Origin of the sequence: Streptomyces sp. NBC_01294 (assembly GCF_035917235.1) — a bacterium.
GTDB classification, from domain to species: Bacteria; Actinomycetota; Actinomycetes; order Streptomycetales; family Streptomycetaceae; genus Streptomyces; species Streptomyces caledonius.
On record NZ_CP108423.1, the window covers coordinates 1,582,172 to 1,607,827 of the forward strand.

Annotated in this window: 17 protein-coding genes and 1 pseudogene; 8 read left to right on the top strand and 10 right to left on the bottom strand. The window is 71.6% G+C overall.

Features of this window, described 5'->3' with window-relative positions:
* Nucleotides 1–200 precede the first annotated feature (200 nt).
* The 3 genes from OG534_RS07250 (at nucleotide 201) to OG534_RS07260 (ending at nucleotide 7,173) form a co-directional block, all read left to right on the top strand.
* A complete protein-coding gene (locus tag OG534_RS07250; protein WP_326587252.1) occupies nucleotides 201–2,420 on the top strand; it encodes a terpene synthase family protein in 2,220 nt (739 codons plus the stop codon).
* A gap of 180 nt (nucleotides 2,421–2,600) precedes the next feature.
* Entirely contained in the window at nucleotides 2,601–2,948 is a 348-nt protein-coding gene (locus OG534_RS07255; RefSeq protein ID WP_326587253.1) for a CU044_2847 family protein, read from the top strand.
* Nucleotides 2,949–2,952: 4 nt separating this feature from the next.
* Nucleotides 2,953–7,173 (top strand): nSTAND1 domain-containing NTPase, encoded by a 4,221-nt coding sequence (locus OG534_RS07260; RefSeq protein ID WP_326587254.1) that lies wholly within the window; start codon nucleotides 2,953–2,955, stop codon nucleotides 7,171–7,173.
* A 52-nt stretch (nucleotides 7,174–7,225) separates the two neighbouring features.
* Here OG534_RS07260 and OG534_RS07265 read toward each other — a convergent pair whose 3' ends face one another.
* The 6 genes from OG534_RS07265 to OG534_RS07290 form a co-directional block, all read right to left on the bottom strand.
* The gene (locus OG534_RS07265) at nucleotides 7,226–8,491 is read right to left on the bottom strand and encodes a YncE family protein (protein ID WP_326587255.1); all 1,266 of its coding nucleotides are present in this window, start codon (nucleotides 8,489–8,491) and stop codon (nucleotides 7,226–7,228) included.
* 130 nt (nucleotides 8,492–8,621) lie between these two features.
* The gene (locus OG534_RS07270; RefSeq protein WP_326587256.1) at nucleotides 8,622–9,773 is read right to left on the bottom strand and encodes an XdhC family protein; all 1,152 of its coding nucleotides are present in this window, start codon (nucleotides 9,771–9,773) and stop codon (nucleotides 8,622–8,624) included.
* A gap of 113 nt (nucleotides 9,774–9,886) precedes the next feature.
* The gene (locus tag OG534_RS07275; RefSeq protein ID WP_326587257.1) at nucleotides 9,887–11,350 is read right to left on the bottom strand and encodes an NCS2 family permease; all 1,464 of its coding nucleotides are present in this window, start codon (nucleotides 11,348–11,350) and stop codon (nucleotides 9,887–9,889) included.
* 326 nt (nucleotides 11,351–11,676) lie between these two features.
* Nucleotides 11,677–14,082: a xanthine dehydrogenase family protein molybdopterin-binding subunit gene (locus OG534_RS07280; RefSeq protein WP_326587258.1), complete on the bottom strand. Its 2,406-nt coding sequence runs from the start codon at nucleotides 14,080–14,082 to the stop codon at nucleotides 11,677–11,679.
* A 2-nt stretch (nucleotides 14,083–14,084) separates the two neighbouring features.
* Entirely contained in the window at nucleotides 14,085–14,693 is a 609-nt protein-coding gene (locus OG534_RS07285; RefSeq protein WP_326587259.1) for a (2Fe-2S)-binding protein, read from the bottom strand.
* Nucleotides 14,694–14,695: 2 nt separating this feature from the next.
* Nucleotides 14,696–15,592, bottom strand: coding sequence for an FAD binding domain-containing protein (locus tag OG534_RS07290; RefSeq protein ID WP_326587260.1), 897 nt, complete (start codon nucleotides 15,590–15,592; stop codon nucleotides 14,696–14,698).
* A 254-nt stretch (nucleotides 15,593–15,846) separates the two neighbouring features.
* Here OG534_RS07290 and OG534_RS07295 point away from each other — a divergent pair, with 254 nt between their 5' ends.
* A complete protein-coding gene (locus OG534_RS07295) occupies nucleotides 15,847–17,526 on the top strand; it encodes a PucR family transcriptional regulator (protein ID WP_326587261.1) in 1,680 nt (559 codons plus the stop codon).
* Between the two features lie 181 nt (nucleotides 17,527–17,707).
* Entirely contained in the window at nucleotides 17,708–18,484 is a 777-nt protein-coding gene (locus OG534_RS07300) for a hypothetical protein (RefSeq protein WP_326593511.1), read from the top strand.
* A gap of 221 nt (nucleotides 18,485–18,705) precedes the next feature.
* Here OG534_RS07300 and OG534_RS07305 read toward each other — a convergent pair whose 3' ends face one another.
* Nucleotides 18,706–19,365: a GntR family transcriptional regulator gene (locus OG534_RS07305; protein ID WP_326587262.1), complete on the bottom strand. Its 660-nt coding sequence runs from the start codon at nucleotides 19,363–19,365 to the stop codon at nucleotides 18,706–18,708.
* 143 nt (nucleotides 19,366–19,508) lie between these two features.
* On the opposite strand from OG534_RS07305, the gene OG534_RS07310 reads away from it, so the two are divergent.
* Nucleotides 19,509–20,378 (top strand): (2Fe-2S)-binding protein, encoded by an 870-nt coding sequence (locus tag OG534_RS07310; RefSeq protein ID WP_326587263.1) that lies wholly within the window; start codon nucleotides 19,509–19,511, stop codon nucleotides 20,376–20,378.
* A 269-nt stretch (nucleotides 20,379–20,647) separates the two neighbouring features.
* Complete coding sequence (locus tag OG534_RS07315; protein ID WP_326587264.1) at nucleotides 20,648–21,706, top strand: DUF2637 domain-containing protein; 1,059 nt, start codon at nucleotides 20,648–20,650, stop codon at nucleotides 21,704–21,706.
* 44 nt (nucleotides 21,707–21,750) lie between these two features.
* On the opposite strand, the gene OG534_RS07320 is transcribed toward OG534_RS07315, so the two are convergent.
* Both OG534_RS07320 and OG534_RS07325 read right to left on the bottom strand, forming a co-directional pair.
* On the bottom strand, nucleotides 21,751–22,143 hold the full coding sequence (locus tag OG534_RS07320) for an ATP-binding protein (protein WP_326593513.1): 393 nt from the start codon (nucleotides 22,141–22,143) through the stop codon (nucleotides 21,751–21,753).
* 195 nt (nucleotides 22,144–22,338) lie between these two features.
* Nucleotides 22,339–23,185, bottom strand: a pseudogene (locus tag OG534_RS07325) (thiamine pyrophosphate-dependent enzyme); the annotation flags it as partial.
* A 200-nt stretch (nucleotides 23,186–23,385) separates the two neighbouring features.
* On the opposite strand from OG534_RS07325, the gene OG534_RS07330 reads away from it, so the two are divergent.
* A complete protein-coding gene (locus OG534_RS07330) occupies nucleotides 23,386–23,595 on the top strand; it encodes a hypothetical protein (RefSeq protein WP_326587265.1) in 210 nt (69 codons plus the stop codon).
* Nucleotides 23,596–23,691: 96 nt separating this feature from the next.
* Here OG534_RS07330 and OG534_RS07335 read toward each other — a convergent pair whose 3' ends face one another.
* Nucleotides 23,692–24,768 (bottom strand): protein phosphatase 2C domain-containing protein, encoded by a 1,077-nt coding sequence (locus OG534_RS07335; RefSeq protein ID WP_326587266.1) that lies wholly within the window; start codon nucleotides 24,766–24,768, stop codon nucleotides 23,692–23,694.
* Nucleotides 24,769–25,656 lie beyond the last annotated feature (888 nt).

Genomic DNA, 25,656 nt, shown 5'->3' on the forward strand with positions numbered 1-25,656 from the left:
CCGCTCGCAGGGGCGGGGGGCCTCCGTCACCCCGCCCCTATCCCCCGTCCGGCCTCCTCGCCGCGGAACGACCCGTCCGTCACCTGATGCAGTGAAATCCTCCTTATCCCACGGGCACCAGGGGTAGGGCACTGCTGATCTCGTGCGGGGGACGGGAAGCGACCGGCTCCCGCACCCATGGACGAAGGGCCGACCCCGCCGTGACGCAGCCGTTTCAACTGCCGGATTTCTATGTGCCTTATCCGGCGCGACTGAACCCCCACCTGGAGGACGCGAGGGTCCACACCAAGCAATGGGCGCGCGCCTTCGGCATGCTGGAAGGTTCCGGCGTCTGGGAGGAGCGCGACCTCGACTCGCACGACTACGCGCTGCTCTGCTCCTACACCCACCCCGACTGCGACGGCGCCGCGCTGTCGCTGGTCACCGACTGGTACGTGTGGGTGTTCTTCTTCGACGACCACTTCCTGGAGATGTTCAAGCGCTCGCAGGACCGTGACGGCGCCAAGCAGTACCTCGACCGGCTCGCCGCCTTCATGCCGATGGACCTGTCCGACGGCTTCCCCGTGCCCACGAACCCGGTCGAGGCGGGCCTCGCCGACCTCTGGGCGCGGACCGTGCCCGCGATGTCCGCCGACTGGCGGGAACGGTTCTCCTTGTCGACGAAGAACCTCCTCAACGAGTCGATGTGGGAGCTCTCCAACATCAACATCGGGCGGGTGGCGAACCCCCTCGAATACATCGAGATGCGCCGCAAGGTGGGCGGCGCCCCCTGGTCGGCCGGCCTGATCGAGTACGTCGCCGCCGAGGTCCCCGCGCGCGTCGCGCACGCGCGCGCACTGGGCGTCCTGCGCGACGCCTTCTCGGACGCCGTGCACCTCCGCAACGACCTCTTCTCCTACCAGCGCGAGGTCGCCGACGAGGGCGAACTCTCCAACGCCGTGCTGGTGTTGGAGACCTTCCTCGGCTGCACCACCCAGGAGGCCGCCGAGGTCTCCAACGACCTGCTCACCTCCCGCCTCCAGCAGTTCGAGCAGACCGCGCTCGTCGAGCTCCCCCAGCTCTTCGCCGACCACGCGATGAACCCGGCGGAGATCGGGGCCGTCCTCGCCTACGCCAAGGGCCTGCAGGACTGGCAGTCCGGCGGCCACGAGTGGCACATGGTCTCCAGCCGCTACATGAACAAGGAGGCCAGGGCCACCGCCCCGGTCACCTTGCCCTTCCTCCCGACCGGGCTCGGCACCACCGCGCTCGACCTGCGGTCCGTGTTCACCCAGCGCTCGGCGGACCTGCGCCGCCGCTCCTTCACCCACGTGCCGTTCGAGCGCACCGGGCCGTCCGTGATCCCGGACGTCTACATGCCGTTCCCGCTCTCCCTGAGCCCGCATCTGGACCACGCCCGCGAGGGGTCCGTCGACTGGGCCCGGCGCATGGGCCTGCTGGACCCGCAGCCCGGCGATCCCGGTTCCGCCATCTGGAGCGAACCGAAGCTGCGCGGCTACGACTTCGCGCTCTGCTCGGCCGGCATCGACCCCGACGCCACGCGCGAGGCGCTGCTCCTCAACGCGTGCTGGCTGACCTGGGGAACGTACGGGGACGACTACTATCCGGTGGTCTTCGCCCAGACCAAGAACCTGACGGCCGCCAAGGCGACGACCGCGCGGCTCGTCGCGATGATCCCGGTCGACCACGCCGAGCAGGCGCTGCCGGTCACCGCGATGGAACGCGCGCTCGCCGATCTGTGGGTGCGCACCAGCCGGGGCATGGCCCCGGCCATCCGCGCCGAGTTCCGGGCGACCCTGGTGAGCATGCTGGAGAGCTGGGTCTGGGAGATGGAGAACCAGATCCAGGGCCGCATCCCGGACCCGGTGGACTACGCCGAGATGCGCCGCCACACCTTCGGTTCACACCTCACGATGTACCTGTGCCGGCTGGGCCAGGCGGGCCGGGGCATCCCCGACGGGATCTACGCCTCGGGGACCATCCGGTCCCTGGAGAACGCGGCGGCCGACGCCGCGTGCCTGCTGAACGACATCTTCTCGTACCAGAAGGAGGTCGAGTTCGAGGGTGAGGTCCACAACCACGTCCTGGTCACACGGAACTTCTTCGACATCGGCTACCCGGAGGCGCTGCACATCTGCCACTCGCTGATGACCCAGCGCACGGAGGAGTTCGAGCACATCGTCGCGAGCCAGCTGCCGCTGCTGTACGACGACTGGAAGCTGGACGCCGGGGCCCGGGCCGGGCTCGACGCGTACGTCGGCGAGCTGAAGGACTGGCTCGCCGGCATCCTCAACTGGCACCGGAAATGCCGTCGTTACCGCGAGGAGGACCTGCAGCGGCCGGGCGGAGGCAGCCTGTCCACCGCCGTCTGGAGCTCCGGCTTCGGCATGTCGGCGGCCCGGATCTCCCTCCCGGCCTGAGCCGCCCGCGAGGCACCCCGCCCCTCCGGCACCCGCCCGGTCCGGACCGTCGGGCCCGGGCGCACCGTCTGCTGCGTTCGGCCTACCCCAGGATGCCGCCCGGGCGGGATCGGATGAAGCTGGCCGGGACGCGCGACCGCGGACCCGGCAGCGACGCACCCACCAGACGGAGGAGGAGCTGTGCTCACTCTGGCTCGTATTCCGTTGGACGGCGGGGGCTTCTTGCTGGTCGAGGCCCCGGCCACGTCGACGGGCCCGGTGAAGGCCGGTCTGGCCGGCGAGGCCATTCACAGCCTGTCGGGGAGTCTGCAACAGGCTCTGGAACCGGTCACCGAGGCGGCGCGCGGCACGCTCGAACAGCTGCGCAAGGCGTTCCCCGACGAGATCACCGTCGAGTTCGGCGTCGACCTCGCCGTCGAGGCCGGAGCCGTGATCACCAAGACCGGCGCCAACGCCCACCTGAGGGTGACCGTCAAGTGGAGGGGAACCGGGTCCGACCACCTGCCCGCCGCCCAGAGTACGGACTGATCCGGTGGGCGGCGCCGACCAGACGCAGGACATCGACCCCGCTCCCGGGCTGGCCGGTGCCGTGGCCGAGGTCCTCGGACCGGACGGGAAGCCCGTCGGGGCGGGATTCCTGGTGGCCGAGGACGTCCTCGTCACCTGTGCGCACGTCGTCCAGGCCACGGGAGGCGGCCCCGGGGAGACGGTGCGGCTGCTGTTCCCCCATGCCGAGGGCGCACCCCAGAGCCGGGGGGTGGTCCTGCAGGAGGGCTGGCGGGACTCCGCGTACGAAGACGTGGCCGTGGTGCGCCTGAGCAGCGCCCCGACGGGTGTGGAGGTGCTGCCACTGGGCTCCGCGGCGGGCTGCAAGGACCACCGTGTGCACTCGTTCGGGTTTCCCGAGCAGGCCCCGATGGGCGGGCACTACGGGTACGCCGTCGCGGGCGATCTGCTGCCGGCCACCGACGGCAGGGGCAGCCTCCTGCAACTGACCGGCGCCAACGACCTGACCACCGGGTTCAGCGGAGGACCGGTCGTCGACGAGGTGTCCGGCCTGGTCATCGGCATGCTCACCGAGATCACCGCCCCCGACGCGTTCGGCAAGGGTCAGGGGATCGCGTACGTGACGCCCACGCAGGTCCTGCGGGAGGTCTGGCCGGACCTGGCCTGGCAGGACCAGTGCCCCTACCGCGGGCTGGAGCCGTTCACCGCGGAACAGGCCCGGTGGTTCGTCGGCCGGACGGAGGCGGTGAACCAGGTGCTGAACGGCCTCAAGCGGCAGCAGCGGCTGACCCTGCTCCTCGGGCCCTCCGGATCGGGCAAATCGTCCCTGGTCGAAGCCGGTGTCCTGCCCGCGCTGGCCGCGGGCGGCGCAGTGCCCTTCAGTGAGGAGTGGCTGCCCGTCCTCGCCCGGCCGAGGCAGAACCTGCTGGTCGAGCTCGAGCGGGCCGGACTCCCCGGGGCCGCCACCGACGGCATCGCCGCGGCCATCACCCGCAAGCTCGCGGACGAACCGTCCTACCGGCGCGTCGTGCTGGTCATCGACGAGTTCGAAGAGCTCCTCGCCCACCCCGCCACCCTGGAGGAACAGCAGCGCCGCGTGGCCGCCACGGACCAGATCACCATGGCGGTGGAGTCACCCGCCCCGATCAGCGTGATCCTGATCATGCGCGACGACTTCTACCCCCAGCTGGCGGCCCTGGCCCGCATGCTGGAGGCGGCCATGCCGGGACTCCTCAACGTCCCGAGCGCCCTGAGCCAGGGCGATCTCCACGACATCATCACCCTGCCCGCCCAGACCATGGGAGTCCGCTTCCAGCCCGGACTCCCCGAACACATCATCAAGGACGTGCTGGCCTCCACCCCCGAGGGGGCCACGGCCGGCCAGGCACCCGTCACCATGCTCCCCCTGCTGGAACTGACGCTCAGCCAGCTGTGGCACAGGCGCCAGGACGGATTCCTCACCCATGAGGCGTACGAGTCCATCGGCGGGGTCACGGGCAGCCTGACCACCTGGTGTGACACGGCCCTCGGCCAGTTGCCCACCGCTCACCGGCCCATCGCACAGCGGATCCTGACCTCCCTGGTCCAGCCCGCCGACCCCGCCCATCACGTTCCCGCCATCCGCAAGCAGGTCTCCCTCCGCGAACTGCGCGACCTGGCAGCCGATCCGCACGCCGCACCCGGCGGCGACAGGGCGATCGACGAGGTACTGGCCGCCCTCACGCGCCACCGCATCATCATCACGCACACGCCCCGCACTCCTGGCCGTCCCGACGTCCCCGCCGGTCCGCCGGTGGCCGAACTGATCCACGACTCGCTCATCCTGGACTGGGGGACACTGCGCGAGTGGGTCGTCCAGGACCACCTGTTCCAGAAGTGGCTCGATCGTGCGCACGAACGGCACACGCGCTGGGTCGAGAAGGGGCGGGACCCCGGTGACCTGCTCGGCGGAACAGCGCTCGCGGAGGGCCTCGACTGGGCGGAGCAGCGCCGCCTGCCGGGGGAGATCAGAGCCTTCCTCACCGCGAGCCGCCAGCGCCAACAGGCCGTCATCCGGCGCAGCAAGCGCATGAACACGGTGCTGGCCGTCGCGCTCGCCGCCGTCGTCCTCGTCTCGGGGGGCATCTTCCTGGCGCTGCAGACGGCCAAGGACGAGCGGAACAGAGCCCTGTCCCGGCAGATCGCCGCCCAGTCGGGCACCCTCATCAATGCGCACCCCGACCTCGCCTCGCTGCTGGCCGTCCAGGCCTACGACACCGGCCACACGCGCGAATCCGAGGAAAGACTGCAGACCGCGGCCGCCCTCCCGCTGCTTCAGCGCCTGTCCGGTCCCAGTCGACCGGTGCACGCGGTGGCGTTCAACAGCGCCGGAAACATCCTCGCCGCCGCCGGCGCCGACGGGACCGTGCGGCTGTGGGACGCGGACACCGGCACGACCCGCACCACTCTGACCGGCCACACCGACACGGTGCACTCGGTGGCGTTCAGCCCCGACGGACACACCCTCGCCACCGCGGGCGCCGACCACACCGCACGCCTGTGGGACATGGCCACCGGCAAGCCCCACACCACCCTGCAGCACACCGGTCCCGTGCGTTCCGTGGCGTTCAGCCCCGACGGAACCACCCTGGCCACGGCCGGCGCGAACAAGGCCGTGGACCTGTGGGACGTGGGCGATACGGCGCATGCACGAGACGCCCGACAGGCAGGGGACGTCGAGCACGTGACCACCCACGAGCCGCGCACCACGCTGACCGGCCACACCGGCACGGTGCTCTCCGTGGCGTTCGGCACCGACCCGGGCACCCTCGCCACCGCGGGCGCCGACGGGACCGTGCGGCTGTGGGACGTGGACACCGGCACGACCCGCACCACGCTGACCGGCCCCACCAGCCAGGTTCTTTCCGTGGCGATCAGTCCCGACGGCAAGACCGTCGCCACCGCGGGCGCCGACAACCAGGCGCGCCTGTGGGACGTCGCCACCGGAGAGTTCCACACCACTTTGACCGGCCACACCGACCAAGTGCGTTCGGTGGCGTTCAGCCGCGACGGGAACACCCTCGCCACCGCGGCCGCCGACCGCACCGCACGCCTGTGGGACGTGGACACGGGCAAGACGCGCACCACCCTGACCGGCCACACCAACCAGGTGGACGCGGTGGCGTTCAGCCCCGACGGAAACAAGCTCGCCACCGGCAGTCACGACCTCACGGCCCGCCTGTGGGACGTGGCCACCCGCACGACCCTGATCGGGCACAAGAACGCCGTGCGTGCGGTGGCGTTCAGCCGCGACGGAGACACCCTCGCCACCGCCGGCGCCGACCGGACCGTGCAGCTGTGGAACGTCGCCACCGGCGAGCCCCGCCATGCCCCCCTGCGCCACACCCAGCGGGTGCATGCGGTGGCGTTCAGCCCCAAGGGCAACCTCCTCGCCACCGCCACCGCCACCGCCGCCACCACCGAGGCCGACCCGCGCTCCGCCCCCGGCAACGCGGTGCAACTGTGGGACGTGGGGGACGCGGCCACCGTCACTCCCGGCACCACCCTGACCGGCCACACCGGCACGGTGCACTCGGTGGCGTTCGACAAGGACGGAACGACCCTCGCCACCGCCGGCGCCGACAAGACCGTACGGCTCTGGGACACAGCCACGGGCAAGCCCCGCCGCAGTCCGCTCAGGCACCCGAACCAGGTGTACGCGGTGGCCTTCAGCCCCGACGGAACCACGCTCGCCACCGCGGGCTCCGACTACCGGGCGCGGCTGTGGGACGTGGCCACGGGCAAGGAGCACTGTCCGCTCGCTCATGCCGACCAGGTGCACTCGGTGGCGTTCAGCCCCGACGGAAAGACGCTCGCCACCGCAGGCGCCGACTACCAGGCGCGGCTCTGGGACGTGGCCGGCTGCACGCTCCGCACCACCCTGACCGGCCACACGGGCATGGTGCACTCGGTGGCGTTCAGCCCTGACGGCAAGACCCTCGCCACCGCCGGCGCCGACAAGACCGTACGGCTGTGGGACGTGGCCGGGAAGGAGACCCGGGCCACGCTGACCGGCCACACCGGCACGGTGTACACGGTGGCGTTCGACAAGGACGGAACGACCCTCGCCACCGCGGGCGACGACCAGACCGCACGGCTGTGGAACGCCGCTCTCCCCAGCCATGAAAGGGCCATCGAGAAGGTACGCCGGGCCGTCAACCGCGACCTCACCCCGGAGGAGCGGAAGGCGTACCTGCCGGAGCGGTGAGCCCGCCGGGTACGCCCTCCGCGCGCCCTCCGCCGCACGGCCTCCGCACGCCCTAGCGGGAGGCGGGGCCGGTCCAGCCGGCCGGGACGTGGCCGAGGCGGATGCGCTGCGGGTGGTCCCCGACGGGGACCGAGACCCGCTTGGTGCCGGTGGCGAAGTCGATGGCGGTGACCTGGTCGGCGCCGCTCTCGGAGATGACACAGGCCGTTCCGTCGCCGTCGACGGTGGCCCAGTACGGCTTGGCGGCGGGGACGAGCGGCCCCTCGGCGAGGGTGGCGCGGTCCACGACGGTCGCGTAGTCGTCCATGGTGCCCGCGATGCAGAGCTTCGCCCCGTCGGGGCTCATGGACATGCCGTGGTGGCGGGAGTCGTTGACCCAGGTGGTGCGGTCGGCGCTGGTGGCCGGGTTCATGGGGAGGTTCTTGAGGCGGGTGATGCGGTCGGAGGCCACGTCGTACTCGAGGAAGCCGTTGAAGAACGACACCTGGAAGTAGAGCTTCGACTCGTCGGGGCTGAAGGAGACCGGGCGTACGGAGTCGGACAGGTCGCGGCGGCCGAAGGCGTCGAGCCGCTCCCGCATGTCGATCACCCGGACCGTGCGGAAGGTCTGCGCGTCGACCACGGTGATCTTCCGGTCGCCCTTCGTCCAGTCCAGCCAGGGCGCGTCGAGGGCGGTGTTCACCTCGCCGATGGAGCTGTTCCACAGGAAGCGGCCGTCGCGGGTGAAGGTGTTCTCGTGCGGCTTGTCCCCGGTGCCGAAGGAGCCGAGCTGGCGCCCGGTGGCGATGTCCAGGACGTGCACGGTGTTGGAGGTGGAGGCCGAGACGGCGATGCGGGTTCCGTCCGGGGAGACCGCCATGTGGTCGGAGCGGAAACCGGATACCGGGAAGCGCCAGTTGATCCGTCCCGAGGTCACGTCGATGGACACGACGTCGGCGAAGCTGGGGCGGGAGGCGACGACGGCGGATCCGTCGGGGGTGGTGAACATGTCGTCGACGAACTGGTCGTGGCCCTCGCCGGCGCTCTCCCGGATGCCGAGGAAGAAGGCGAGCTTCACGGGGTTGAGGTAGATCTCGCGGAGCCGTTCGGCCTTGTCGGGGATCATGTTGATCCGGCCGACCTTGGTGAGGTTTCCGGTGGAGGCGAGGACGTCCGCGGTCCCCTCCCAGTTGTTCCCGACGAAGAGCACCTCGCGCAGGCCGTCGCCGGGGCCGGAGGCCGGTGCGGCCGGTGCCGGCGTCAAGGCGGTGAGCAGGGTGGCCGCGGCCAGCACGCCCAGGGTTCGCACGGCTCGCACGGTTCGTACGGTTCGCAACATCCGCTCAACTCCGGTGTGGGAAAGGGATGGAGAGGCTGCCTCCTGTTACCGGCCGGTAAGATAGGGGGAACGCCGAAAGGGCGCAACCCCTACGGGGTGCGCCCTTTTCTCACGTTCGGCCGTCACTCCTTCAAGCGACGGAACCGATCCTGTCGATCACCGTGTTCGAGACGTCCGGGTGGATCGGGATGTGCGCGCCGGTGAGGGCCGCGCCGGTGCCGCCGCGGCGGTTCGCGACGATCTCGGCGGCGATGGACAGCGCGGTCTCCTCCGGGGAGCGGGCGCCGAGGTCCAGGCCGATCGGGGAGCGCAGCCGGGCCAGTTCGAGCTCGGTCACGCCGACCTCGCGCAGCCGCTTGTTGCGGTCCTCGTGGGTGCGGCGGGAGCCCATGGCGCCGACGTAGGCGACGGGAAGTCTGAGGGCCAGTTCGAGGAGCGGGACGTCGAACTTGGCGTCGTGGGTGAGCACGCACAGGACGGTCCGGCCGTCCACGTCCGTGGTCTCCAGGTAGCGGTGCGGCCAGTCGACGACGATCTCGTCCGCCTCGGGGAAGCGGGTCTTCGTCGCGAAGATCGGCCGCGCGTCGCACACGGTCACGCGGTAGCCGAGGAACTTGCCGATCCGCACGAGGGCGGAGGCGAAGTCGATGGCACCGAAGACGATCATCCGCGGGGCCGGGACGCTGGACTCGACCAGGACCTTCAGCGGCTCTCCGCAGAGCCTGCCGTCGGCGCCGATCTCCAGCACGCCGGTCCGGCCGGCGTCGAGCATGGCGCGGGCCTCTTCGGCGATGGTGCGGTCCAGCTCGGGGTGTCCGCCGAATCCGCCCTGGTGGGCGCCTTCGGTACGGACGAGCACGGCGCGGCCCATCAGCTCGGCCGGGCCCTCGGCCATCCGGGCGACCGCCGCCGCCTCACCCCGGGCCGCGGCGGCCAGGCCGGCCGCGAACACCTCCCTGACGGGCGAGTCCACGGGGACCGGGGTGACGAGGATGTCGATGATTCCGCCGCAGGTCAGGCCTACGGCGAAGGCGTCGTCGTCGCTGTACCCGAAGCGCTCCAGGACGGTCTCGCCGTCCTCCAGCGCCTGTCGGCACAGCTCGTACACCGCACCCTCCACGCATCCACCGGAGACCGAGCCGATGGCGGTGCCCTCGCTGTCGACGGCGAGGGCCGCCCCGGGCTGCCTGGGCGCGCTCCCGCTGATCGCCACGACCGTGGCGACGGCGAAGTCACGTCCCTGCTCGACCCACCGGTTCAGCTCTTCGGCGATGTCCAGCATGGGGGGCCTCCTCGGAGAGGTTCGATTTCCAGTATCGGATACGTGGAGGGTGCGGTTTTGTTCGTACGGATCAGGCGGTACGGATCAAGCGGTACGGATCAGGTACGGCCTGGTCAGCCGACCCCGAGCCAGCCCTCGATCGGGTGGAGGGCGAAGAAGACCAGGAAGATCCCGGTCAGCGCCCACATGAAGCCGCCGATCTCACGGGCCTTGCCCTGAGCGATCTTGATGGCGACGTAGGAGATGACGCCGGCGGCGACACCTGCGGTGATCGAGTAGGTGAACGGCATGATCACGACGGTCAGGAAGACCGGGATCGCGGTCGCGCTGTCGGACCAGTCCACGTGGCGGGCGTTCTGCATCATCATCGCGCCGATGACGACCAGGGCGGCGGAGGCGACCTCACCCGGGACGATCTGGGTGATCGGGGTGAAGAAGAGGCAGGCGGCGAAGAACAGACCGGTGACGACGGAGGCGAGACCCGTGCGGGCTCCCTCACCGACGCCGGTCGCGGACTCGACGAACACGGTCTGGCCGGAGCCACCCGCGACGCCACCGATGGCGCCACCGGCGCCGTCGATGAACAGGGCCTTGGACAGACCCGGCATGCGGCCCTTGTCGTCGGCCAGCTTGGCCTCGGTGCCGACACCGATGATGGTCGCCATGGCGTCGAAGAAGCCGGCGAGCACCAGCGTGAAGACGATCATGCCGACCGTCATGTAGCCGACGTCGCCCCAGCCGCCGAAGGAGACGTCGCCGAAGAGCGAGAAGTCCGGCATCGAGACCGCGGAGCCGTCGAGCTCCGGCGGACCGTTCTTCCAGGCCTTCGGGTCGATGTCCACGATGGCGTTGAGGATCGCGGCGAGGATGGTGCCGCCGACGATGCCGATCAGGATCGAGCCGGGCACCTTGCGGGCCTGGAGCATGAAGATCGCGATCAGGGTGATGGCGAAGAGCAGCACGGGCCAGCCGGACAGCTCACCGGTCGCGCCGAGCTGGACGGGGGGCATGAACTCCCCGCCGTTGCCGACGAAGCCGGCCTTCACGAAGCCGATCAGGGCGACGAAGAGGCCGATGCCCATGGTGATGGCGTGCTTGAGCGCGAGGGGGATCGCGTTCATGATCATCTCTCGGAGGCCGGTGACGACCAGGAGACAGATCACGACGCCGTAGACCACGCACATGCCCATGGCCTGCGGCCAGGTCATCTGCGGGGCCACCTGCGAGGCGAGCACACCGGAAACGGAAAGGCCTGCGGCGAGGGCCAGCGGGACCTTGCCGACGAAGCCCATGAGGAGCGTGGTGACGGCCGCGGCGAAGGCGGTGGCGGTGATGATCGCCGATCCGTCCATCACGGTGCCCGCGACGTCCTTGCCCGAGAGGAGCAGGGGGTTGAGCAAGAGGATGTACGCCATGGCCATGAAGGTCGTGATACCGCCACGGACCTCGTTGCCGACGTTGGAGCCTCTGTGCGTGATGTGAAAGTAGCGGTCGAGCCAAGAACGACCGGCGGGGTTGCGAGAGCCGTCGCCGGCCTCTTCCGCGGTGGTCTTGGGCTCCACAGACGATTGGGTCATGGTGCCTAACTCCCAAGGTTCAAAGGGGCACCCGCGTGGGGATTGGAGATTGCGGGATTTGGGATGGTGCGTTTGGCTGCACGACCCGGGGTGACGGCCCGAGGCGACGCGAAATGTTCACTGCGTGTACTGCGGGTAGTGCGGGGGTGACCGCTGGTACTACGTGGGGGTTCTTGCAGGGGTACTGCCAGGTGAAGGGACCGCGAGCGGTGCGGTGCTTCGTATGTACTCCGGGCGGTGTGCGGTGAAGTGTGACGTTCCCGAGTCACACCGCCCGGAGAGTCTGTGGGGGTCCGGGGGCCTCGCGGCCCCCGGACCACGCCGTCCTAGAGGGTCCCGGTAAGGGCTTCCGGACGGATCGGCGTCTTGTTGAGCTCCAGACCCGTCGCCTGCCGGATCGCCGCGAGGACGGCCGGGGTGGACGAGAGGGTCGGGGCCTCGCCCATACCGCGAAGGCCGTAGGGCGCCTTCGGGTCGGCGAGCTCCAGGACGTCGACCGGGATGGTCGGGGTGTCCAGGATGGTCGGGATCAGGTAGTCCGTGAAGGAGGGGTTGCGCACCTTCGCGGTCTTCGGGTCCACGATGATCTCTTCCATGATCGCCACGCCGAGACCCTGGGTGGTTCCACCCTGGATCTGGCCCACCACGGAAAGCATGTTGAGCGCCTTGCCGACGTCCTGCGCGGTCGCCAGCTCGACGACCTTGACGAGGCCGAGCTCGGTGTCCACCTCGACGACCGCGCGGTGCGCGGCGAAGGTGTACTGGACGTGGCCGTTGCCTTGGCCGGTGACCAGGTCGAACGGGACGGTCGGGTGGTGCCGGTACTCCAGCTCCAGGTCGATCGCGTCCTCGCCCTCGAGGATGTCGGCCAGGTCCGCGAGGACCTCGCCGCCGTCGGTGACGACCTTGCCGCCCTCGAGCAGCAGCTCGGCGGTGGCCCACGCCGGGTGGTAGGAGCCGTTCTTGCGGCGCCCGATCTCCAGGACGGCCTCGCGGACGGCCTCACAGGTGTTCTTCACGGCGCCACCGGTCATGTACGTCTGCCGCGAGGCGGACGTGGAACCGGCGGAGCCGACCTGCGTGTCGGCCGGGTGGATGGTCACCTGCGTGACACCCAGCTCGGTGCGGGCGATCTGCGCGTGGACGGTGATGCCGCCCTGGCCGACCTCCGCCATGGCCGTGTGGACCATCGCGACGGGCTCGCCGTTGATGACCTCGAGGCGCACACGGGCGGTCGAGTAGTCGTCGAAGCCCTCGGAGAAGCCGACGTTCTTGATGCCGACCGCGTAGCCGACGCCGCGGACGACGCCTTCGCCATGGGTGGTGTTGGACAGACCGCCGGGCAGCGCGCGGACGTCCGCGTTCTCGCCGGCGCTCTCCCACTGGCGCTCCGGCGGCAGCGGGCGGGACTTGACCCGGCGCAGCAGCTCGGCGACGGGCGCCGGCGCGTCCACGACCTGGCCGGTCGGCATGACCGTGCCCATCTCCATGGCGTTCAGCTGGCGGAACTCGACCGGGTCCATGCCCAGCTTCGCCGCGAGCTTGTCCATCTGGGCCTCGTACGCGAAGCAGGCCTGGACGGCGCCGAAGCCGCGCATCGCGCCGCAGGGCGGGTTGTTCGTGTAGAGCGCGATCGCCTCGATGTCCACGTCCTCCAGGACGTACGGACCCACCGAGAGGGAGGAGGCGTTGCCCACGACCGCCGGGGAAGCGGACGCGTACGCGCCGCCGTCCAGGACGATCTTGCACTTCATGTGCGTGAGCTTGCCGTCCTTGGTGGCGCCGTGCTCGTAGTAGAGCTTCGCCGGGTGACGGTGCACGTGGCCGAAGAACGACTCGAAGCGGTTGTAGACGATCTTGACCGGCTTGTTCGTGGCCAGGGCCAGGAGGCAGGCGTGGATCTGCATCGAGATGTCCTCGCGGCCACCGAAGGCACCGCCGACGCCGGAGAGCGTCATGCGGACCTTCTCCGGCGGGAGGCCGAGGACCGGGGCGATCTGCTGGAGGTCCGAGTGCAGCCACTGGGTGGCGACGTACAGCTCGACGCCGCCGTCCTCGGACGGCACGGCCAGGCCGGACTCCGGGCCGAGGAAGGCCTGGTCCTGCATGCCGAAGGTGTACTCGCCCTCGACGATGACGTCGGCGCGCTTGCGGGCCTCTTCCACGTTGCCGCGGATGATCGGCTGGCGGTGCACGATGTTCGGGTGCGGGACGTGACCGATGTGGTGGTCGTCGCGGCCCTCGTGGATCAGCGGCGCGCCCTCGGCGAGGGCGGAGGCCTCGTCCGTGACGAGCGGCAGCTCACGGTAGTCGATCTTGATCTTGGCGGCCGCGCGGCGGGCGGTCTCCGGGTGGTCGGCGGCCACGAGGGCGACCGGCTCACCGTGGTGACGTACCCGGCCGTTGGCGAGAACCGGGGTGTCCTGGATCTCGAGGCCGTAGTTCTTCATCTCGGCCGGCAGGTCGTCGTACGTCAGCACCGAGTACACGCCGGGCATGGCGAGCGCCTCGGATATGTCGATGGAGACGATCTCGGCGTGGGCGACGGTGCTGCGCAGGGTCTGGCCCCACAGCATGTCCTCGTGCCACATGTCCGAGGAGTAGGCGAACTCGCCGGTGACCTTGAGGGTGCCGTCCGGGCGCAGCGTGGACTCGCCGATGCCGCCCTTGTTGTGGTTCTGCGTGACGTTGGTCGGCGTACCCGCCGGAACCGTGCGCGTGTTCTGAGCCATGGTCAGACCGCCTCTCCCTGACGGGCGGCCGCGAGGCGGACCGCGTCGAGGATCTTCTCGTAGCCCGTGCAGCGGCAGAGGTTGCCGGACAGGGCCTCACGGATGTCCTGGTCGGACGGGGAGGAGTTCTCCTCCAGCAGCGCGTCGGCCTGGACCAGGAGGCCCGGGGTGCAGAAACCGCACTGGACGGCGCCGGCGTCGATGAACGCCTGCTGGATGTTGGAGAGCTCGACGCCCTCGCCGGTCTGCGAGTCGCCCGGCTTCGCCTGCCACTGCTTGGCCGCGTCAAGGGAGACGCCGCCCTTGCTGCCGCAGCCGCCGCCGGTGCCGCAGGCACCGCCGTGGCCGTGCTCCTCGCGCTGCTTGGCGAACTCCGCCAGGCCCTCGACGGTCACGACGTCGCGGCCCTCGACCTGGCCGGCGGCGACGAGACAGGAACAGACGGGCACGCCGTCGAGGCGGACGGTGCAGGAACCGCACTCGCCCTGCTCACAGGCGTTCTTCGAACCCGGCAGGCCCAGGCGCTCGCGCAGGACGTAGAGAAGGGACTCGCCCTCCCACACGTCGTCGGCTTCCTGCTGACGGCCGTTGACAGTGAAATTGACGCGCATGATTACGCAGCCCCTTCAAGCGAGCGGCCGTTGCCGGTACCGCGGTACTGCTCCCAGGTCCAGACGAGCTGGCGGCGAGCCATGATGCCAACCGCGTGACGGCGGTACTTCGCCGTGCCGCGGACGTCGTCGATCGGGTTGGCCGCGCCGGAGGCGAGGTCACCGAACTGCTTGGCGATCGACGGGGTGATGACCTTGCCGGACTCCCAGAAGCCGCCCTCTTCGAGCGCGGCGTTCAGGAACTCCTCGGCGGCCTTCGCACGGATCGGGGTCGGCGCGGCCGAACCGATGCCGGTGCGGACCGTGCGGGTCTCCGGGTGCAGCGCCAGACCGAACGCGCAGACCGCGATGACCATCGCGTTGCGGGAGCCGACCTTGGAGTACTGCTGGGGGCCGTCCGCCTTCTTGACGTGGACGGTCTTGATGAGCTCGTCGGCGGCGAGCGCGTTGCGCTTCACGCCGGTGTAGAACTCGTCGATCGGGATCAGGCGAGAGCCGCGTACGGACTCCACCTCGACCTCGGCGCCCGCCGCGAGCAGCGCGGGGTGGGAGTCACCGGCCGGCGAGGCGCAACCGAGGTTGCCGCCGACGCCGCCGCGGTTGCGGATCTGCGGGGACGCGACCGTGTGCGAGGCGAGCGCGAGACCCGGGAGCTCCGTGCGGAGGTTCTCCATGATCTGCGTGTACGGGACGGAGGCGCCCAGACGAACCACGTCCTCGCCGACCTCCCACTCCCGCAGGAGACCGATGCGGTTCAGGTCCAGGAGGTACTCCGGCCGACGGTGGTCGAAGTTGATCTCGACCATCACATCGGTGCCACCCGCAATCGGCACAGCTGTGGGGAACTCGGCCTTAGCGGCGAGCGCCTCCTCCCAGCTGGCGGGGCGAAGGAAGTCCATGTGCGGCTCTCTTCTTCTTCATCGTGTCGTTCACTTCAAGCCAGGAGGCCTACAGGCCCTCGACTGGTCGTTCACGTGCTGTTAACGCGGTGTGGACTCAGTACACCGGCCGCCTATCCCCCGGGTGCAGTCACCGAAACCATGAAGGAGTTGGCTGACGACCTCCCTCGTCTTGTAGATTCGTATGAAAGGCAGGATGCGACGACCTGCCCGATTTCCAACGGCAACATTCGAGACAGATCGGCGGCGACATCATGCGGCTGCGTGCACTGCTGGAAACCGAGGTGCTGGGGCTGCGGCTGCTCGGCGGCGAGGAAGAACTCGACCGGACGGTCCGCGGGGTCATGACCACCGACCTACGTGATCCCAGCCGGTACCTGTCCGGGGGTGAACTCGTCCTGACTGGCCTGGCATGGAGACGAAATTCAGCCGACTCCGAGCCGTTCGTACGAATCCTCGCGAGCGCCGGCGTCGCGGGGCTCGCCGCGGGCGAGGCCGAGCTGGGCGCCATCCCGGACGATCTCGTATCGGCCTGTGTGCGCAACCGGCTGCCGCTGTTCGCGGTGAACGAAGACGTTGCATTCGCCACGATCACCGAGTACGTCGTACGGCAGGTCTCGGGCGAGCGCGCCGGGGACCTCGCGGCCGTCGTGGACCGCCATCGCCGCCTGATGACCTCGGGTCCGGCCGGCGGCGGCCCCGACGTGGTGCTGGATCTGCTCACCACCGACCTCGATCTCCGGGCCTGGGTGCTGTCCCCCACGGGCCGGCAGATCGCCGGGGCGGGCGAGCCGCTGGCGCCGGGCGTGTGCGCAGCACTGGCGAGCGAGCACCTTGCGGCGGTCCGGACGGGCCGTAGGGGACCGCACCGGATCTCCATCCAGGGTATTACCTACTCGCTCTTCCCGATCAGGGGACACGGGCGCGGCGCCGCCGGTCCGGCGGCCCGTGACGTGCGCGAGACCGTGCTCTCGGACTGGCTGCTGGCCGTCGAGGCGGACGCCGGCGACTGGCCCGCCGAGCGCCTGGACCTGCTGCAGGGCGTCACCCAGCTGATCGCCGTGGAGCGGGACCGGCGCGACGCGGCCCGCACCGTGCGCCGCCGCCTCGCACAGGAGGTCCTCGAACTTGTCCAGACGGGTGCCGCGCCCGCCGAGATCGCCGCCCGCCTGCGGGTGGCGGCCCCCGTACTGCTGCCCGGGCTGGGCGCCGCCCCGCACTGGCAGGTCGTCGTGGCCCGGGTGGACTGGGACGGCGGGGACATCCCCGGCGGCCCGGTGGCCCAGTCGCTGCTGGAGGAGATTCTCGTCGACCCGTCGGTCTCGGGGCCCGAGCCCTCGGACCGGATCGCCGTCGCCCATGCGGGTGACGAGGCCATCGCGCTCGTCCCGCTGCCCTCGCTGTCCGGGGACGCCGGGGAGGACAAGGGCCCGGACTCGGCCCTGCACGCCGACGAGCTGCTCGCGACCGTACGGGACCCCCTGGCGGCCGGCCTGGCCGGCGACGGCCGGATCACCCTGGGCGTCAGCGCGGCCGTGCACTCCGCCGAGGGGCTGCGCGGGGCACTGGAGGAGGCCCGGCACGCCCGCCGGGTGGCCGCGGCGCGCCCGGGCCGGGTCTGCGCGGCGGGCCACCACGAGCTGGCCTCGCACGTGCTGCTGCTGCCGTTCGTGCCGGACGACGTGCGCCGCGCCTTCACGGCCCGGCTGCTGGACCCGCTGCGGGACTACGACCGGCGCCACCGCGCGGAGCTCATCCCGACGCTGGAGGCCTTCCTGGACTGCGACGGTTCGTGGACGCGCTGCGCGACGCGGTTGCACCTGCACGTCAACACGCTGCGCTACCGCGTCGGCCGGATCGAGCAGTTGACGGGGCGGGACCTGTCCCGGCTGGAGGACAAGCTCGACTTCTTCCTGGCACTGCGCATGAGCTGAGAAGATCCGTCCCGCGGCCGGAGGCGTCCGACCTGCGGGACGGCTGATGATCCGTCCGGACTTTGTGAAAGAGTTCACCCGACCCCTTGGCCGAGCCTCCGATCCGTGCTCTCATTTCGCCCCAGGGCTCAACGATGTGCTGCTTGGTTGCTTTGGGGAGGGCAATGTGGCGGATACCGCCATGTCGGGTGCCGGAACAACCGGAGGGGACGACCCCCTCCAGCGGGCGATATGGCGGCTGCGTTCGCGCGGCTGTTGGACCGACGCGGCGGCGCTGTTGACGCCGCACGTCGGCAAGGAAGGCAACGCCGCGGCGGCCGTGCAGCGGACCGCGCTGCTGGTCGAGCGGTGCCTGTTCACGGGCCAGGGCTGGGCCGAGGCCGAGGAGGCGCTGCGGACCGCCGAGGCGCTCGCGCAGGACGACGACGACCGGGGCGCGGCCGCGTGCGAGCGGGGCCAGCTGGCGTACGCCGCCACCGTGCTCGGCGTACGGGACCGGGCCGACGAGGCCCGGTCCGCGCTGGGGCGGGCGGCGGCCCTGCTGTCGCCGGGGTCCCGGACCCGCCCGCTGCTGGACTTCCGCCGCGGGCTCGTCGCCGAGCACCTCGCGGACGCCCCGCAGTCGGCCCGGCCGGCGTACCACCGGGCCCACGCCGGGGCCGAGGCCCACGGGGACACCCTGCTGCTGTCCTTCACGTGGCGGCACCTGGCCGCGCTGGCCCTGCGGGACGGCGAGGTGGCGGAGGCCCGCAAGGGCTTCGCGGAGTCCCTGCGGATCCGGGAGGACCTGGGCTTCCTGATCGGCACGGCGCCGGCGCTGGCCGCGCTGGCCGAGGCCGAGCCGGAACCGGAGGCCGCCCGCCTGCGCGCGGAGGCCCGCCGCCTGTTCCATCTGCTGGGCGGCATCCCCACCTGGCTGGCGGACCAACTCCAACCGGCCCCTTCGCCTGCGGCGTAGCCCCCGGTCAACTACACGGCGCTCCGCGCCCGCGCCTCAAACGCCGGCGAGGCTGAAGATGCCGGGGCTCCGCCCCGCACCCCGCTCCTCAAACGCCGGAGGGGCTGGATGTGGCTGCGGCTACGCCCACTTCTGGGCCGACGCCGGGCACAATCCAGCCCCGCCGGCGATTGAGGCGCGGGCGCGGAGCGCCGTTGGGGGTGCGGGCCGGGGCCCGGGGGTCAGGAGCCCGCGAAGTGTTCGCGGACCAGGGACTCGACCACCGGGAGGTCGCGCGCGATCAGCGCCTCCAGCAACGCCGAATGCTCCGCCGCATCGGCGACGAGATCGGCCCGCCGCACCCGCGGAGCACCCGGCAGGGGCCACTGCGCACGACGGTGCAGCTCCTCGGCCACCTGCACCAGCTGGTCGTTGCCGGCCAGCCGCAGCACCGCCCGGTGAAACGCCCGGTCCGCCTCCGCATAGCCCGGCAGGTCGCCCGCCGCAGCCGCCTCCGCCGTGGCGGCGGCCGCCGGGCGCAGGTCCTCCCAGGCGTCCGCGGGCAGCGTACGGGCCAGCCGGAGCATCACGGGGACTTCGAGGAGCGCCCGGACCTCGGCCAGCTCGGCCAGCTCCTTCGGGGTGCGCGACAGAACGCGGAAGCCCCGGTTCGGGAGGCATTCCACCGCCCCCTCCACGGCCAGTTGCTGCATGGCCTCGCGCACGGGGGTCGCGGAGACCCCGAAGCGCTCCCCCAGCGCCGGGCCCGAGTAGATCTCCCCCGGCACCAGCTCGCCGTCGACCAGCGCCGCGCGCAGCGCGTCGAGGACCTGACCGCGCACCGAATGGCGCAACACCTTCCGTCTTTGTGCCGGTACCCGGGCGTGGGCCGTTTCGTGCACTCGGTCCTCCTCCGGGTATCGGCCTGTCCTGCCGTCCTGAGAATAGGTGACGGGGCGCGGCACGGAGTGTGAGGATACGTTTCGGCGAAGATCGGGTAAGGTAAGGCTAACCTGTTAACGATCGCGTGATTCGGTGGTCCGCCATGACCGTCTCGACCCTCCCGGCCGTCACCTCCGCCCCGCCCGGCTCTGCGGTGGCGGATGCGTACGCCCGGCTGGCCGAAGCGTACGGCGGGCTCCGCGTCGTCGAGCGAGCCGCGCACGAACCCGTCCCTCGCGGTGTGGGATGGGTCGGCGCGGACGAGCTCGCGGCCGGCGGGCCGGCTCTGGACGCCTTTCTGGCCTGGGACAACGCCCAGGTCCTGAGGGACTACGGGACCCAGGCGCGCCCCGATGTGATCGCGAGCTTCGGCCTGCACCGGTACGCGTGGCCGGCCTGTCTCCTGATCACCCTCCCGTGGTTCCTGCACCGGCGGGTCCCCCGGCTCCCGGTCGCGGAGGTGACCTTCCACCGGACCCTCGGCCGGATGGCCGTGCACGTCGAAAGCTTCGCCTGCCTGCCGGACGACCCGGCGGCCGCTCTCCCCGGGGCCCGTGTCGTGCCCGACGAGGAGGCGCTGCGCGGTGAGGTGCGGGCTGCGGTGGCCCAGCACCTCGGACCCGTGCTGGAAGGTTTCGGCCCGCGCATGCGGCGCGGCCGCCGCGCCCTGTGGGGCATGGTGACCGACGAGGTCGTCGAGAGCCTCTGGTACATCGGCAACCTGCTCGGCGAGGAGCACCGGGCGATGGCCGAGCTGGAGGCGCTCCTGCCCGGCTCGACCGCCCCGTACACCGGGGGCGCGGGGTTCCGTACGCTCACGGGGCCCGACGGCGGCGAGCTGCCCACCCGGGACCGGGCCAGCTGCTGCTTCTTCTACACGATCAGGCCCGAGGACACCTGTGTCACCTGTCCCCGGACCTGCGACGCGGACCGCGTCGCCCGGCTGGCGGAGGCCTCCGCCGCCGCCTCGTGACCACCGGCCGCCCAAGGGTGTCCCGCCGGACGGGGCCCGACGCCCGCTACTGAGCGTGATCCCGGCACTAACCCACCCCCAGGGGTGGCCGTAATCGAACACAACTCGGCGCACACGGGCGCCAGTTCGAGATACAACACCCTATCCGGCGGTCCCCGCCCCCCGATGGCGTCCACTTGCCCCGAAACCCGCATGCACGGCTCACCGGCTACGCCACTATGGCGCCCGGAAAGCCGCACGGCCGCAGACGCGAGGCAAGGGACATCCGCATGAGACTGACCGACATATCGCTGGACTGGCTGCTGCCCGGCAGCCTGCTGATCCTGGGCGTACTTGCGGCAGTTGCGGTACTGGCCCGTGGCAAGCGCGAGAGCGAGAAGGCCGCGGCCGACGACAGCTGGGAGCGCAGCGAGGAGCGACGGCGTCGCAAGGAGGCCGTCTACGGAACCGCCTCGTACGTCCTGCTCTTCTGCTGCGCGGCGGTCGCCGCCGCGCTGTCCTTCCACGGGCTGGTCGGCTTCGGCCGGCAAAACCTCAGCCTCTCCGGCGGCTGGGAGTACCTGGTCCCCTTCGGCCTCGACGGCGCCGCCATGTTCTGCTCGGTGCTCGCCGTCCGCGAGGCCAGCCACGGCGACGCGGCCCTCGGCTCGCGCATGCTGGTCTGGCTGTTCGCGGGCGCGGCCGCGTGGTTCAACTGGGTGCACGCCCCGCGTGGCCTGGGCCACGACGGGGCCCCGCAGTTCTTCGCCGGGATGTCGCTCTCGGCGGCCGTCCTCTTCGACCGCGCCCTCAAGCAGACCCGCCGGGCGGCGCTGCGCGAACAGGGCCTGATCCCGCGGCCGTTGCCGCAGATCCGGATGGTCCGCTGGCTGCGGGCCCCCCGGGAGACCTTCGGCGCCTGGTCGCTCATGCTGCTGGAGGGGGTGCGCACGCTCGACGAGGCCGTGGACGAGGTGCGCGAGGACAAGAAGGAGAGGGAACAGGACCGGCACCGCAGGCGCGATCAGAACCGGCTGGACCGGGCGCGCATCAAGGCGCTGGGCCGGCAGAACCGGGCGTTCGGGCGGTCACGCGGCCGCCAGGTCGAACTCCCGGAACTGACCCAGGGAGCGGGCTCCGCGCCGGTCGGCGCGGAGCCGGCCATACCGGAAACGGGACAGCTGCCCCTTCGCCGCCGGCCCTCCCTGCAGGCCGTCAACCCCACCGACTCCTTTGACGTGACCGGCACCCGGACGGTGGACCTCACCGCCGAGGACGACACCCAGACCATTCCCCGGCTGGACTCGCTGGAGCGCAAACTGAAGGATCTGGAGCAGCAGTTCGGCTGACCGCTCCGATCCGGGGAAACGCGAACCCCGCAGGGCCCGCCTGCTCAGGCGGGCCCTGCGCCGTACTGCGGGTCGCGGTGCCCGTCGAGCTCGAACCACACGACCTTGCCGCTGCCCAGGGCCAGTGCGTCCACGCCCCAGTCGTCGGCGAGTGCCTGCACCAGCACGAGTCCCCGGCCGTGCGTACCGTCGTCGGCGGTCGGTACGTACGGCCGGGGCCTGCGTGCGGCGTAGTCCCGGACCTCCACCCGTAACCTCGTGGCGGCCAGACTCGCGGACACCTCCGCGCCCCGGTCGGTGTGGACGAGGGCGTTGGTGACGAGCTCGGTGATCAGCAGCTCGGCCACCTCCGCGGCGTCGGTCCGACACCGGTGGCGCATCAACTCCCGTAGTGCCCCGCGGACTTCGCCCACGGCCTTCAGGTCGGCCCGGCGCACGCTCCGGGTGATCCGCAGCGTGTCCACCGCTCCCCCGTCCTCACCGGCGGACGGTTCGCGCGGCACCGGCCTCCCTCTTCCCCACAGCTTCCCGGTCTTCGCCCCCACCCGCACGGCGATGTCCCTCCCGTGTCCACGCTCTCGAACTGGTCTACGGGATGCATGCCCCCCGGGCCGTTCCGCACTCCTGCGGGCTTACGGGCGGGGCACGTTGCGCAGGTTGGATCGAGCCATCTGGATCATCCGCCCCACCCCGCCGTCCAGCACGATCTTGCTGGCGGAGAGTGCAAAACCGGTCACCATTTCGGCGCTGATCTTCGGTGGAATCGACAGGGCGTTGGGGTCGGTCACCACGTCCACCAGAGCGGGCCCCCTGTGGCGGAAAGCGTCCTTCAAAGCCCCTGTGAGCTGCTTGGGCTTCTCCACGCGGACCCCGTACGCGCCCGCCGCGCGGGCGATCGCGGCGAAGTCGGGGTTCTTGTTCGTCGTCCCGTAGGAGGGCAGGCCGGAAACCAGCATCTCCAGCTCGACCATCCCGAGGGATGAGTTGTTGAACAGGACCACTTTGACGGGCAGGTCGTACTGCACCAGGGTGAGGAAATCTCCCATCAGCATCGAGAAACCACCGTCACCCGACATCGACACCACTTGACGGCCCCGATCGGTGAACTGTGCGCCGATGGCCTGCGGGAGGGCGTTGGCCATGGAGCCGTGGCTGAAGGAGCCGATGATGCGCCGTTTGCCGTTCGGGGAAAGATAGCGTGCCGCCCACACATTGCACATGCCGGTGTCGACGGTGAACACGGCGTCCTCGTCGGCCAGTTCGTCGAGGACCGCCGCCACGTACTCGGGGTGGATCGGCGTGTGCTTCTCGACCTTGCGCGTGTAGGCCTTCACCACGCCTTCACGTCGTCGGGGAGGAAGGCGTTGTACGGGAAGTCCGTGCCGAGCACATCAGCAGGTCGCACTCGTGGGTGGCCTCGTAGGCCGCGCCGTAGCCGAGCAGTCCGCTCACGCCGACGTCGTAGGGGTTCCCGTACTGGCGATACGTGCGTATGTGAATGCGAGCACGGCCCTCATGGCCTCTCCGGCGGGTTGCGGCACCGGTATCCGTCCCTGCGTCGCCGGTGACCCACTCTCGACAGTCGTCACCCGAATGGAGTAACCCAACGCGCCACCCACATGGGTGAAGATCAAACTGATGAGTGCCCCAACCGAGGCAATCCGCGAAAGGGAAACCACATGCGCATTCGACGAATTCTCGCCGCCGTCACCGCCACGGCGGCCCTCGCCGGACTCGGACTCACAGGTGCCGCCACCGCCACCGCCGCCACCACCACCGCCGTCGCCGGAAGCCTCACCCCGGGTGAGTGCGAGAAGGGCGGCGGAACGGTCGATTGGGCGACCAACACCTGCAAGGGCGGCACGGGCAACGGCCAGATGGTCGACTAACCCCCGCTGGGCGCCCCGCAGCCACGCGCCGCGGGGCGCTCCCGCGCGAGCATGCTGCCGACGCGTGTGCCTCCCATCCAGCCACGGGTCCGCCGGTTACGCCTCCCAGACCGCGGCGGCGGTGCGGTCGTCGGCGTACCCCTTGAGCCGGAGCTGGGTGTCCGCGAGGAAGGCCGCCAGGCCGGGCGGCTCCGGCTCGGCCCAGCGGGCGGCGAGCTCGGCCGGGAGCGCGGCCTCCTCCCTCATCGGCTCGGCGAGGCCGCCGGAGCACAGGAGCAGGGTGTCCCCGGGCCGGGCCACGGCGGCACGGAACCGGAATCCGCTCTCGGGCTCGTCGGCCGGCCCGGTGGTGTCGGTGGCGGTTCCGGTGCCGCCGGCTCCGGGCGGCCCGGCGTGTTCCAGGTCCTGCCAGCTGCCCGACCGGAGCCGGAACAGCCCGCCCGCGCCGGCGCCGAAGCACACGCGGGTGCGGCACTGCGGGTCCACCGGAAGCAGCAGCCCGCGCAGCCCCGCGGTGTACGCCGCCTCCTCCAGCCCGAGCTCGGCGGCGCGGGCCCGCAGTCGCCCGTAGCCCCGGTCGGTCAGGCGCTGGAGGCCCGAGCGCAGGGCGTCGCGGCGCCCGGCCCGGATGTCCTCGGCCAACCGTTCCTGGCTCCGCCCGACCGCCGCCGCGACCGTGCGGCACAGCTCGGCGGCGGCCTCCGCGGCCCCGGGGGCGGCCCGGTCCCCGCCGGCGAGGGCCACCAGGACCAGGGCGTCGTCGCCGCTTCCGAAGCGGGCGGTGAGCAGGAAGTCCCGGCGGGCCTCGCCGCGGAAGCGGGCGGAGTCCCCGCGCAGGGAGGCGGCGCGCAGCGTGTATGTGCCGTAGCGGGCCCCCTCCAGGACCGTGTCCGGGGTCAGGTCACCGAGGGCGGCCGGGTCGGCGGGCGGGAGGGCGCCCGGTTCGGCGGCGTAGGTGGGAGCGCGGTCACCGAGGTGCCGCACCTCGGGCCGTGCCGCGGCAGCAGGTGCGGCCACCGCCGGCCCGGAAGACGGGCCGGGGCCGGGCACGGGCGCAGGACCGGGTTCGCGCCGGGGCTGCGCCATCGCATCGGCCCGCGGCGCCTCGGTGGGCGCGGTCGCCTCGCGCGGCACCTCCCAGCGCCACGCCGGCAGCTCGGGCGACCCGGACACCGGGGGCACCTCGACGCCGCCGAGCGCGTAGCCGGTGGCACCGCCCGTCCGGGGATCCCGCGGGGCTGCGCCGCCCGGCGGAGACGGAGGCAGAGGCGGAGCCGGGGGTGGGGGCGGCACGTACCGCTCACCGGGCAACGGCACTTCCGCCGGGGACCCCGGCTCGGGAGCCGAGCGCGGCCCCGGAAGCAACGGCTGCCCCGCTCCCTTGGCCCCGAGTGCGCCGTCCCGCACCGGAACCGCCCCCGGCGGCGGCACGGACTCCTGCCGAACCACGTCCGGCCCCGGCGGCCAGACACCGGCATCAGGCACCGGCGGATTGACAGGCAACCCCCCATCCCCGGCCGGGGGCCGGGCAGGCAGCCCCGCATCCGGAGGCTGGCCAGGCAAGCCCGGGGCCGGAGGCCGACCAGGCGAGCCAGGGCCCTGGGACTGACCAGCCAGACCCGCATCCGGGACGGGCGGCTGCCCAGACGCACCCGCATCCCGGCCCGGAGGCCGACCAAACGGACCCGCGTCCGGAGCCGGCGGCCGGGCAGGCAAACCCCCATCCACGGCCGGGGGCCGGCCAGGCAAACCCGCGTCCGGGCTTGGAGGCCGCCCCGACAGACCCGCATCCGGGACGGGCAGCTGCCCAGACGCACCCGCATCCCGGCCCGGAGGCCGACCAAACGGACCCGCGTCCGGAGCCGGCGGCCGGGCAGGCAAACCCCCACCCGCGGCCGGGGACCGGACAGGCGGACCCGCGGCCGGGGACCGGACAGGCGGACCCGCGGCCGGGAACCGAGGTTGGCCAAGCAGACCCTCATCCGGAGCCGGGGGCCGGGGAGGCCAGCCCGAGCCCGGGGCCGGAGGCAGGCCGAACAAGCTCCCATCCGGGGCCAGAGG